The 12621-nt window shown below is 46.4% G+C and carries 11 protein-coding genes; 7 read left to right on the top strand and 4 right to left on the bottom strand.

Features of this window, described 5'->3' with window-relative positions; translation table 11 throughout:
• The first annotated feature begins 8 nt into the window (after positions 1–8).
• From AAGC78_RS13520 to AAGC78_RS13510, 3 genes are all read left to right on the top strand, one after another.
• Positions 9–1211 carry a glycosyltransferase gene (locus AAGC78_RS13520; RefSeq protein WP_435784620.1) on the top strand — a complete coding sequence of 401 codons (1203 nt, stop codon included), beginning with the start codon at positions 9–11 and terminating at the stop codon, positions 1209–1211.
• Between the two features lie 19 nt (positions 1212–1230).
• Complete coding sequence (locus AAGC78_RS13515; RefSeq protein ID WP_435784619.1) at positions 1231–2223, top strand: glycosyltransferase family 2 protein; 993 nt, start codon at positions 1231–1233, stop codon at positions 2221–2223.
• A 104-nt stretch (positions 2224–2327) separates the two neighbouring features.
• Positions 2328–3188, top strand: coding sequence for a PA4780 family RIO1-like protein kinase (locus tag AAGC78_RS13510; protein ID WP_435784618.1), 861 nt, complete (start codon positions 2328–2330; stop codon positions 3186–3188).
• Positions 3189–3237: 49 nt separating this feature from the next.
• On the opposite strand, the gene AAGC78_RS13505 is transcribed toward AAGC78_RS13510, so the two are convergent.
• The gene (locus tag AAGC78_RS13505; RefSeq protein WP_435784617.1) at positions 3238–5442 is read right to left on the bottom strand and encodes a YncE family protein; all 2205 of its coding nucleotides are present in this window, start codon (positions 5440–5442) and stop codon (positions 3238–3240) included.
• Positions 5443–5636: 194 nt separating this feature from the next.
• Here AAGC78_RS13505 and AAGC78_RS13500 point away from each other — a divergent pair, with 194 nt between their 5' ends.
• A complete protein-coding gene (locus AAGC78_RS13500) occupies positions 5637–6002 on the top strand; it encodes a BlaI/MecI/CopY family transcriptional regulator (RefSeq protein ID WP_435784616.1) in 366 nt (121 codons plus the stop codon).
• 2 nt (positions 6003–6004) lie between these two features.
• Positions 6005–7210 (top strand): M56 family metallopeptidase, encoded by a 1206-nt coding sequence (locus AAGC78_RS13495; RefSeq protein ID WP_435784615.1) that lies wholly within the window; start codon positions 6005–6007, stop codon positions 7208–7210.
• A gap of 53 nt (positions 7211–7263) precedes the next feature.
• Here AAGC78_RS13495 and AAGC78_RS13490 read toward each other — a convergent pair whose 3' ends face one another.
• Positions 7264–8019, bottom strand: a complete 756-nt coding sequence (locus AAGC78_RS13490) for an SDR family NAD(P)-dependent oxidoreductase (RefSeq protein ID WP_435784614.1) — start codon at positions 8017–8019, stop codon at positions 7264–7266.
• 154 nt (positions 8020–8173) lie between these two features.
• Between AAGC78_RS13490 and AAGC78_RS13485 the strand changes: the two genes are divergently transcribed.
• Together AAGC78_RS13485 and AAGC78_RS13480 are read left to right on the top strand one after the other, a co-directional pair.
• Entirely contained in the window at positions 8174–9082 is a 909-nt protein-coding gene (locus AAGC78_RS13485) for a LysR family transcriptional regulator (RefSeq protein WP_435784613.1), read from the top strand.
• Positions 9079–9846 (top strand): hypothetical protein, encoded by a 768-nt coding sequence (locus AAGC78_RS13480; RefSeq protein ID WP_435784612.1) that lies wholly within the window; start codon positions 9079–9081, stop codon positions 9844–9846. Before AAGC78_RS13485 ends, AAGC78_RS13480 begins: the two co-directional genes overlap by 4 nt.
• Here the strand turns inward: AAGC78_RS13480 and AAGC78_RS13475 are convergent, their stop codons facing one another.
• Positions 9847–11508 (bottom strand): histidine kinase N-terminal 7TM domain-containing protein, encoded by a 1662-nt coding sequence (locus AAGC78_RS13475; protein ID WP_435784611.1) that lies wholly within the window; start codon positions 11506–11508, stop codon positions 9847–9849.
• A 44-nt stretch (positions 11509–11552) separates the two neighbouring features.
• On the bottom strand, positions 11553–12590 hold the full coding sequence (locus tag AAGC78_RS13470; protein WP_435784610.1) for a metal-dependent hydrolase: 1038 nt from the start codon (positions 12588–12590) through the stop codon (positions 11553–11555).
• Positions 12591–12621: the final 31 nt, after the last annotated feature.

Genomic DNA, 12621 nt, shown 5'->3' with positions numbered 1-12621 from the left:
TTTATGCTATGAACTCCCCACTTGTACCGGTTAATGCCGAACAGTTCCTGCCGGATAATCAGGCACCCGGCCACCAGCCGCTAAAGGTCATGCACTTTGTGACGGGCGGATTTACCGGCTCAACCAAAGTGGCGATTGATATCATTCGCGCAGCGAAACACAATCCGGCGTTTTCATCCATGCTGGTGTTACGCAAAAAATCCTCCACTGATATGGAGCGAGTTGCACAACTGCAGCGCGAGGGAATTTCACTCAAATTGGTCGCCGGCTGGTCACATCTGGCAACGATTGTAGAATTGATGCGCCTCTGCCGCGAATACCAACCGGATATAGTTGTCACCCACGGTTTTAGCGAGCACCTCTGGGGACGCTACGCCGGTTTGCTCGCACGTGTTCCGCATTTGATTCATGTTGAGCACAATTCCCGTGAACGCTATACGCCGTTCCGTTTGCTACAAGCGCGTTGGCTCGCCAACTACACCGATAAAATTATCGGCTGCTCGGAAGGCGTGCGTATGCGCTTGTTGGAGTTGGGTTTTCCTGCGCACAAAGTCGATGCAATCAATAACGGCATCCAATTAGCAGATTACACGCAAGCCGATGCAACACCACTGATCGATCGTATTCCCGGCATTATCATGCCCGCTCGTTTTGCAAAGCAAAAAGATCATGAAACATTGATTCGCGCGATTGCATTACTGCGCGAGAAAAATATTTGCCCGCCGGTATTTTTTGCAGGCGCGGGAAATAAACGTCATATAGCAAAAGCAAAACAATTGGTCGATGAGTTACAACTCAATGAGCAAATTCATTTTGCCGGACACTGTGGCAACTTGCCGTTTTTATTGATGCGCCACCAGATTTGCGTGTTAAGCACGCGCTATGAAGGCATGCCTTTGGCGTTGGCTGAAGGTATGGCTGCCGGTTGTGCAGTTATTGGCTCGGCTGTTGTGGGCGTAAAAGAAATGATCAACCACAGCAATGATGGCCTTTTGGTAAAACCCCAATGTGCCCACGCACTCGCCGATGCAATTGAATTGTTATTAAACAATCCAACCTACGCACAAGTGCTGGCATTGCAGGGACGCCAACGTGCACAGACCGAATTTTCGCTGGCGCGTATGGCAAACCGCTACGAACAATTATTTTTTGCAGTACAACAATCTGCGCCTGCCGCACTTAACGAACAGCTAGTATTGGATAACGGTTGAGCGAAAGGTGTAATTGATTGTGACTAAAACTACTGCCCCCTGGTTAAGCATTTTAATCCCTGTCTATAACGTCGGCCCCTTTCTGCGCGAGTGCCTTGAATCTGTAGCGGCACAAATCATTCCCGGTGTCGAAGTCATTACCCTGGACGATTGCTCAACCGATAACTCGCATCAACTTCTGCAAGACTTTGCAGAGGAATATGGCAATTCGATTACTATTTTACGCCATGAATATAATCGCGGTTTAAGTGCTGCGCGCAATACACTGCTCGATCACGCACGCGGCGAATACGTCTGGTTTCTCGATTCCGATGATGCCTTGCATCCCGGCGCAATCGCTGAGCTGCATCAAATTGCATTTCAGTTTTCGCCAGATTTGGTCATGTGCGATTTTCGTGTCTGGCGTGAACGGCAGACACGAAAACATATCTGGCGCGGAGAAAATCACACCGCGACTTTTGCAGGACCAAAACAAAAATTGCTCACTGATCCGCTCGCATTATTTGAGGGGATTTATAAAGAGCGCAATTTGCATATCTGGTCGAAAATTTCCAAACGCGCACTCTGGGATGCGGATTTACGTTTCCCCGAAGGCCGGGTAATGGAAGATATGGTGGTCACACCGCGTCTCGCACTGCGCGCGCAAAGTTATTACTACCAGCCAAGTGTATGGGTCGCTTATCGCCAGCGCGACGGCAGCATTCTCTCCAGCTCCAGCCAGAAAAAAATCGACGACATGTCAGTTGCCTGCGCTGGCGTGCTTGATCTCTGGTTACGTTATTATCCGCAGCTATCGCGCCGCGCGCGTTTTTACTTTACCTATTTCTGCGTTAAAACCCACATCTGTGTCGCACGCGATATGCGCAGCTTGCACAAGACGCCCAATCCGGATCTGGCGATTTATCGCGAAAGATTCTTCGCACATATCGGCTGGAATAAAAACCAGCTTTATAACGAATACTTAAAACGCGGCTGGCTGCTGCGCCTCAAACGCTTCGTGCGCGAGCATTAACCGGCCATCATTCTGGCAATGGTTGTCCAGTAGCGGGATCAGGGTGTTATTATGGCGGGACTCTATTCCCCATCCTGAAACTGAACATTTGGTTCCGAGCACTGATGAAAATACCTGATCGCTTAGCATCTCTGGTCAATGATGGCCTGATCGACGAAGTTTACTATGCGTTAATGAGCGGCAAGGAAGCGCAAGTATTTGTGGTGCGCGCTAACAACGAAGTCCGCTGCGCCAAAGTGTACAAAGAAGCCAAAAAACGCAGCTTCAAACAAGCCGTGCAATATCAAGAGGGGCGCACCGTGCGCAACTCACGCCGCGCACGCGCCATGGCCAAAGGCACTCGCTACGGCCAGAAAGAAGCGGAAGAAGCCTGGCTTAATGCCGAAGTCGAAGCACTTTATCGCCTTGCTGACGCTGGTGTCCGCGTTCCTAAACCCTATTGGTTTGTGGAGGGCGTGCTGGTGATGGAACTGGTCGTTGATGAAGACGGCGACCCGGCACCACGCTTGGATGACGTTGCCTTCGATCCGGAAACTGCACGCGAATATCATGCGCAGATGATCGTTGAAATTGTGCGCATGCTCTGCGCCGGTCTTGTCCACGGCGACCTGTCGGAATTCAATGTATTGGTTGATCACTCAGGTCCGGTGGTAATCGATTTGCCACAAGCGGTAAATGCTGCCGGTAATAACAGCGCTAAAATGATGCTCACGCGCGATGTAAATAATATGCGCGATTATTTTGGCCAGTACGCACCCGACTTGTTAGTCACTCACTACGCGGAAGAAATGTGGGATCTATTCGAGCACGGCAATTTGCATCCCGATAGCAAACTCACTGGTGAATTCGCCGAGAGCAATGTCGATGCCGACATCGCCACTATGATGCGCATCATCGAACACGCCAAAGAAGAAGAGGAAGACCGCAAAGAGCGTGAGCGCATGGCGCGCGATGGGGAGTTTTAAGTTTTATTGATTTTGCCCATTACGAAACCTAATGGGCAAAATCAACTTATTATTTCGATAAAACTGCACGCAATCCACTAACGGGATGAATTTGTGAAAGCCCGGAAGACAATCCAATCAATGTAGAGTCAGACAAGATAGCAATATCATCAGCAGGTGAATTAATGATACTGCATTGATTGCTCGCAATATCGTGAACCAAAATCTCATTACTACCAATCACATATAATTTTTTACCTTGGCGATCCAACTCCACTACCGTACCACCTAAAACAGGAAGTGTATGCTCCACGCGATTTGTGTCATTACATCTATCGAACACAAATGAGCGCTCTCCGCTTTCCATATTGATCGCTAAAATCGAACTCTTACCGTCACCGTTATCATTAGATAGATATAATTTTTTTCCTGCAGTATCCAACGACATACTAGCAATCCCATTCAATGTCGGACCACTACCCATTGTGGAGTCGAACAAAATTGTTCTTTTTAGCGTGACAGGATCAACCGCAACAATAAAACCTTTGGTCGCACTTGAAACGAGTAGTCGCTGATTTTCACTGTCATAAACTATCTCATCAATTGCCCCAAGGGCTTCCATAGTGACTCCAAGACCAGTTTCCGGACTGGCAATTATTTTTTGCAATCCAGTGCCGAGATCAACAATGCCTATTGTCAAATCTGTCGCGAAGAAAATGCGATTATTCGGCTCATCCAATGCTAACCCTGAAGTTCGACTATCATTGTAGTGGCTGAAATTTGAAATAGTTTCACGATTGCCTGTTAACAAGTTTATTTTGGAAAGCGCAATAGTTGCCATCTGACGACTATCAAATACGTAAGCAAATTTATCGTCAGAGGTAACTTCAAGCTGGTTAGGCCATACCAGGCTAATGCCGTCTCCAATACCATTCTTAACCAGTAAGCTCCGTTCGCCAGTGGCAATGTCAACGGCGATTATGTCGCTTACACCGGTACTGGACACGATCAGACGGTTTCGCTTTTGATCAACCAGGAGGTATGAAAATTGTGGAAATTCAAATTCCTCTCCTTGCAATGTAAAACTTTTAGAAACTACTGTTTTGTCTACAAGATTTAGAGCAGCAAACTTATCGTAAGTAAGTGCATACAAAACCGTACGATCACTATTTAACGAAAACATTTCAAACCGGGGCATCGACATAAAGATTGATTGCTCACCGGTTTCAGTATCGATTTTCACCAGCTCACTATTCTCGTAATTATCGACATTTAAACCAAGCAGATAATTATCCACATAAAGAATGTTAGATACATTTTTATATGTTGCGTCAGCATTTGCTCCTACTAAAACCGATACAGCTCCACTGCCGGTATCAATCTTTAAAATTTTTATTTGTGGTGAACCTACACCTTGAAGGAAAACATACCTGACCGCAGCAAAGTAGAATCGGGAATCTGATGAAATAGCGCCGGAATAGCTATCAATCCAATAATGCTTTTCTGGATCAAATCCCAAATTGTAGTTGGCAACAAGGCTATCCACACCTGTAGCAATTTTATTGGAATAAAGCTTCAAAAAACCATCGACTATCTTGGTTGAATATATGTCAGTTGCATTTTTATTAATCACCGCGCCATCACCATATACAGCATACGGCAACATCACTGATGTTAAGGTGCTAAGATTTGTCGCAACATTTCGACCAAATAGCACAGCACCAATCATGCGGTCGTTGATGTCATCAAGTACCATGCCTATAGGCGTATGAGAATTGCTAATAGTTAAAGGGGCTGCTGCATTTTTTACTACCACGCCTTCATTATCAGTAACATCAACTTTTATCTGTGTATCACCCTCAGATAAGTTAACTGTTGCACTCCAATTCATGAGGAAAGGGTGAGTGGCAGGAATCTCGCTACTCTGAGCTACCGGAGCGGTATTTAAGGAAGCGGCAACACCATTGACGCTAACACTTCTAATGCCTTTGTCATCATAAGCAATGCCACTCACTGTAAAATTGCCATAACCACCAATGATTGGGCGTGCATCTGTGCGTGGAAATTGAATTTTTACTGCAGGATTAAGATTTATTGCAGATGACTGTGCGGAGCTGGAAGATGATGAATTAGCCAAGCTCGAGCTGCTTGATACTACTGGGGCAACACTGGTTTTACCGCCGCCAGAACCGCCACTGGAACCTCCGCCACCACATGCTATTAATGCCGTTGCGCTTACAAGAACTAAAAATTGTCTAACCCATATCTTTATCATTTGTTGCCATTCCATTATGTGTAGTTTTTAAATACAACGTTGTCATTTCGTATATTAACACTACTAATCTCCATCGCCATCCCTTACCTGCGGTTTATCTACTCCCAACAAAAAATTTGCAACTACGTAGATCTTCGTATATTATTTTACGAAGCCTTACGTAGATTGAATAAAAACACTTTTTGGAATCAGATATGACTACACCAACTCCCGCCGAACTTGAGATATTGCAGGTACTTTGGCTGCTAGGCGAGGCAAAAGTCCAAGCCGTGAATGACAAACTCAGTGAGTTTAAGCCTGTGGGTTACACCACCACCTTGAAAACCATGCAGATCATGGAGCAGAAAGGTTTATTGGGTCGCAAGAAGGACGGGAAAAGCCATATTTATTTTCCGCAAATCGCACAGGCAGATACGCAAAGTTCTATGCTGGAAAAATTATTGCAAAGTGCATTTGGCGGCTCCAAGTCACAACTGGTTATGCAGTTGCTTGGCAATAAAAAAGTATCCAAAAAAGAATTGAATGAAATTAAAGCTTTTCTCGACAGCATTGAGAAATAGCTATGCCCATCACTGCACATTTTCTGCAGCAGGATTGGATCAATTCCCTTGGTTGGGCACTGTTGCATTCACTCTGGCAGCACGCGCTAATCGCTACATGCTGCGCACTTTTGTTATTTTTCAACAAGTATGGAAGTGCAAACTCGCGCTATCTGATTGCGCTTGGCGGAATTTTAGTAGCAACATTTACCAGTGCGTTAACTTTCTATAACTATCAGCAAGCCAGCACCGAAATTATTTTACGTCCTCTACAAAATCACACGCTAAAGCCATTGATAAATAGCCCTGAGGTATTGGATATCCTCGATATCATAAATGCTCATATGGATAGCATTGCGCTCATGTGGCTAACCGGCGTTATTGTCTACGGCATGAAAATACTGTGCGCGTACAAATCCTGCCAACAGTTAAAAAACCAGTCGTTAACGGCTACTCCGGTGAAATGGCAACACATCTTCGCGCAACTTGCTACGAAAATCGGAATCACGAATAAAATCGAATTGCGTATTTCATTAGTAGCAACAATTCCCTGTGTAATTGGCCATGTAAAACCAGTAGTGCTACTGCCGATGAAATTGCTACTGGGAATGGACCAACAGCAAATCGAAGCCATTCTCTTGCATGAGCTGGCGCACATACGTAGGCAGGATTATTTGCTGGGAATAATACAAACACTGATAAAAGCCATCTTCTTTTTTAACCCATTTTTATTATGGATCGCCTCACAAATGGATAAGGAGCGTGAACATGCTTGTGATGATATTGCTGTAGCTGTAAACCAAAACCCACTGTTATTTGCCAACACACTGAAGGAGCTTGCTGAGATGAATATCGATCAAAAAATGACTATGAATATTACCGGTAAAAAATTATTACTAAATCGTATTACCCGACTTTTTAATAAGCATGAGAAAAAGACAACACCTAAACACAATATAGCCGCGAGTATCACAATATTGTTTACCAGTCTGGTTCTGGCAATTTGTGTTAATGCGGCACCGGATAAAGGTGACGATAAAAAAATATCAATCGATGTCGCCGATACAGCCGTAAGTGAAGTATTGAAAGAGGTGAATAAAAAGTGCGGTACCAGTGAAACCCTGGCGACAAACAATGATGGCAAGATGACACTGTTATTGGATGAAATTTCCTGCAGCCAGGCAATCCAATTGCTGAAAGATTTTGCAGCAGAAAAACCGGTGCAGTAATAGCATCGTCACGAGTTATACATTTTCAATCATGTATAACTCGTAAAATCAAACTACAACATCATCCCACCCGACACTTCGATACGCTGCGCATTAATCCAGCGGTTGCTTTCGGATAACAGCGACGCAATCATCGGGCCTATATCATCGGCAACACCCACGCGCCCCAGCGCAGTCGCTGATGCAATCTGTTGGTTTAGTTGATCGTTATCGCGCACCACACCGCCGCCAAAATCCGTTTCGATTGCACCCGGCGCTACCACATTCACTGCGATTCCGCGCGCGCCCAATTCTTTTGCCATGTAGCGACTCAATACTTCAATGCCGCCTTTCATCGCAGCGTAAGCGGCGTAGCCCGGGAAACTGAAGCGCGCGAGGCCGGTGGAAATATTGACGATACGACCGCCGTCGTTAATCAATGGCAATAATTTTTGCGTGAGAAAAAATGTACCTTTGAGGTGGATATTTACCAGCAAATCAAATTGCTCTTCGGTTGTTTCAGCAAAACTCGCGTGAATCCCGATACCGGCGTTGTTAACTAAAAAATCAAAACTAGTGCGCTGCCATGTTGATTTCAGCAGCACCGCTAATTGCTCTGCGAATGCGGGGAAATTTTTACTGTTGCTCACATCCAGTTGCAGCGCCGCCGCTTGCACGCCCAACGCCTGAACCTCGGCCACTACCGCTTCAGCTTCGGCCTGTTTACTGTTGTAGGTGAACACCACATCAACACCCTGTTTAGCCAAAGCCAACACCGTGTTTTTACCCAAACCGCGGCTGCCGCCAGTAACCAATGCAATCTTACTCATAAGTGCCTCTTCATTCTTCAAAAAAAGATGGTGGAAGGAGACCCTGTAAAAGGGGAATCAAGTCAACGAAGCCAGTCTATTACTCGCTTAAACTTCGATAAATCTACAAATAATGATTAGACTGTTTGGATAATCCGAACAATGAGCCTTGTTTATGAACCGATTGGATGCCATGCAGATCTTTGTGCGGGTGGCTGAACTCGCCAGCTTTACCAAAGCAGCCGATAGCCTAGGCCTGCCCAAAGCGAGTATTTCCACCGCCGTGCAGCAGCTTGAAAGCTTGCTAGCAACACGACTTTTGCATCGCACCACGCGTAAAGTACAGATGACCCAGGATGGCCAAGTGTTCTATGAGCGCTGCAAGGATCTACTGGCCGATATGGATGAACTGGAAGGTTTATTCCAGCAAGGCGCGAGCAATTTGAGCGGGTGCCTGCGCGTAGATATGCCCAGCGGCATGGCTAAAAATCGCATCATTCCGCGCTTGCCGGAATTGCTGGCGCAGCATCCGCAGTTGCAAGTGGAAATCAGCAGCACGGACCGCCGGGTCGATGTTATCCGCGAAGGATTTGATTGCGTGATTCGCGTTGGCAAACTCAGCGACTCATCACTAATCGCGCGACCGCTTGGCGCACTTGAATTGCTGAATTGCGTCAGCCCCGACTATATCGCGCGTTTTGGTACACCCACTACACTCAGTGATTTAGCGAATCACCAACTGATTCATTATGTAATTACCCTAGGTAGCAAATCATCCGGTTTTGAATACACTGACAAAGGCGAAACAATATTTTTGCCTATGCAAGGCAACATCACCGTGAATAATTCCGATGCCTATAGCGCAGCTTGTCTCGCGGGATTTGGCATCGCGCAAATTCCACGTATAGGTGCGCAAGAATATTTAGCCGAGGGGAAATTAGTGGAAGTGCTGACAGATTTTCGCGCGCAAGCCATGCCGGTTTCGCTGATCTATCCCAACCGCCGCAACCTGTCGCGTCGTGTGCAAGTATTTATGGATTGGGTGAGCACTGTGATGAATGATTATGTGGATACACAACGATGATAACTATTTGCCCCAAATGCCATTACCAACGTCAACCGATTGATCACACCATTCATGCGGATGTCTGCCCCAGTTGTGGAATTGTCTACAGCAAATTTATCGCCAAACAAAATCCGCCCGCAGATGATCCTGAGCCAGCGACCGAAACTGTGTTGGATTACGAAATAGTACCAACACTACGGCAGCGATTGGGCGAAGCATTTTTATATGTGCCCGCCCAAGTTCCCAAAGAAGTATTTTATGCACGCGCTGTTTTGCTTGCCGCGTTTGCACTCTGGGGCGGTTATTTTATTACCGCAGGCGTCAACTGGGAGAAAATCGGCAGCTCATTTTTGCATGCGGTTAATTTACCCTTCCACGAATTTGGCCACATCCTATTTATGCCATTCGGCACATTCGTCATGTTTCTCGGTGGCAGTTTGTTCCAGATCTTGTTGCCGCTCATTTGCATGTGCGTATTTGTTTTTAAACAGCGCGACACTTTTGCCGGCAGCATTATGCTCTGGTGGTGCGGACAAAATTTTATCGATGTATCACCCTATATCGCCGATGCACAATATCGCGCGTTGCCACTGGTAGGTGGTGGTGGAGAAGAATCTCACGACTGGGGAAATATATTAACCATGCTGGATGCGCTGGAAAGCACGCAAACAGTAGCGAATTGCAGTTTTGGAATTGGGGTGATTGTAATAATTGCGGCGCTTATCTGGGGCGTAATAATCCTGAAAGCGCAGTGGAAAAGCACCGCAAATTCTATTGACTAATTACTCCCTCACACAATTACGCCCTGCACGCTTCGCGGAATAGAGCGCGGCATCCGCTTTGAGGATTAATTCATCCAGCGATTGCCCTTGGGTTGGCCAGTGTGCTAAACCAGCGGAGCAGGTGATTTGAATTTCGCCAATGCGTGTTTGCATAGGCGTGGTTGCCAACTGTGCACATAAGTTTTTTAACCGTGTAAAGGCTTCTGTCGAATCTGCTTCCGGTAGTATCAATAAAAACTCTTCGCCGCCGATGCGGAATACCGCATCGGTACTGCGTACATTTTCCAGGAAATAACTTGCAACGGATTTCAACACATCATCGCCAATCAAATGGCCGTGTTCGTCGTTAAGTTGTTTGAAATGATCCAGATCCAACAGCGCCAATGCAATAGAGGTTTTTTTGCGTTGCGCGCGTGCCAATTCAAGTGCAAACAATTCATCCAGATAACGGCGATTGTATAAACCGGTAAGAGGATCGCGCAGCGCTTGTTCGCGCAATAATTCGTGCAAATTAGAAATCGTTTTCAGGCGCTCTTCACTCAGCTTTAGCGCTTCCGCCAATTTTAGATCGCTTAAATGGCGTTGGGTTACATCACGCAGATAGAGCATTTGTCCAAGGCTGATTGCACCTTCGCGCGTATCGCGTTTGATTGCACGCGCGCGTACTTCGTAATAGCGACCACAATTTCCCAGCGTCAATAAATGTTCGCGTTCATCGTCAGGATATTGCGCCAGCAATTGTTGTAAGGCTGCACCAAATACTGGCCATTCATTCAAATCACGCCCTAACCATTTTTCCGGAAATCCAGCCAAACTCCGTGCCGCAGGATTCGCCTCGATCACGCGCTGGTAGGGATCGATTACCAACACCGGATCGAGCAATGATTCCAAAAGTAGATGGCGTGCAACGGGCAATAAATCGAATAAGCGCACCCCTACAATTAACCAGGCAAATGCAACCAATACAAAAGCAAAACTGAAGGGTGTTGGATCGAACTCGAAAATAGTCCAGCCAAATACCACGTAGCTGATATTCGCTACCCAAGGCACAATGCTGACCGCAATAAATGCTAGATAGTGACGGCGATGCAAACCTTTGCTCCGTATTGCTGCACGCACCAAGACACCGACACAGAACATCATAAAAACATAAACGTACACGGCAGAAAGATAAAACAACAAGCCGTGTTCATAATGGATTGGAGCACCCACTTCATTGTTAATCGGGCCAGTGCCTTCTATATAAAAGAGCTGATGCGATGGATTGGTCATTGCAATCAACCAAAAAAATACGGGCATTATTGATAGCAATAATAAATGTAATTTTTTAATTGGCGTGTGCACACTGTTGACGTACTGCCATAAAAATACCACCCAGAAGGTTGGCATAAAAATAATGCCGGGCCACGCCATCGCCGCCCAAAATAATTTAGCCTCAGGTGCAATAACGGCCATTTCTCGCGCTGCACTTAGCATCCACCAAAGGCTGGCAATATGGGCCATCACAAAGGTAACGCGGCCGGGAAACACTCGCTGACGACTTACCCAATGAGCGAGAAAAGTCACCCCCATGCAGACAAGGAGCGTAAAAATAACCGGAAATGTAACGTGCATATCGCCCACAAGAATTGGCGAAAAGGCGAAGGGTGAAAATGAATCCATGATACCTCTGTGGTAATTTTCAAATGCGCGCAACACACCATGCTTTAGTGCGTTGTTAAAAACTCTTTCAATGTTTGATCGGTATTACCCAGCAAGCGTTGTCGCATCCAGAGCAAACTTTGTTCGCTGTTGATCGCCGGTATCACTTGTTTGGGCAAACTAAAAAGTATTCGTTGATTGCTCTGCTCAATAGAGTGTTCAGCAACTTCAAACGTAAATGTGTAATAGGGTTCAACACCCATGCGCAAATCCGCGATGCTCACTACACCATTTTGCTCCGTCATTTTGAAATAGCCGTGACTAAACCAGGCCATGCGATTGACTTCCCAATTGCCTCTGGTCAATCCGTAAATGTCTTGTCCACGCGGATACTCTACAAACTGAATTTCTTTATCCTTATCGAATAGAGAATAAAAACCTTCGGCGTAACCACGCGGAGTAATTGCAACCACGCGCCATAACACACTATTAAATGGTGTCGCCGTTACCAGCCGCTGTTCTACTGCGAGCCCCTGCGCGACAATGGCTTTATCGGCGAGAGTGCCGACATAAAATTGCATCGCCAACCCCCACAATAAATACGCGCTGCTAATACCAAGACCGATACTATTCCAGCGCAAACCGCGCAATTGTTTGCGCGTTAATGCGATGCCTGTGCCGATTAATAATGGCAAGGTGTAGAGCGGATCAATGACAAATACGCTGCCGATACCAAATGGATAATCACTAAACGGCAGCGCAAGCTGGGTGCCGTAAATCGTCATGGTATCGAGCAGCGGGTGGGTAATTAATACCAGCCACACTGCGAGCCACCAGTATTTAAATAAATGCATTTCGCGCGCGAGCCTAGCGACAATCCATGCAAATACCGGTGAGACCAACGTGAGATAAAACAGCGCGTGGCTTTCTGTGCGATGCAAGGTCATATCGCGAATTGGATCGCCATGTTCGATCAACACATCCAGATCCGGCAAGGTGCCACACACCGCGCCCATAAGTGCAGCTTTCCAGAGCGCAGTTTTGCGCCCCATCACCGCGACGCCGACTGCGGCGCCCAATGCGATTTGTGAAAGAGAATCCATTAGTCCTGATGCTCCATTATTCCTAATGCTT

The organism is Cellvibrio sp., assembly GCF_039207905.1.
Classification (GTDB): Bacteria; Pseudomonadota; Gammaproteobacteria; order Pseudomonadales; family Cellvibrionaceae; genus Cellvibrio.
Note: the sequence above shows the minus strand (reverse complement) of the source record. Positions and strands in the feature narration are given on the sequence as shown.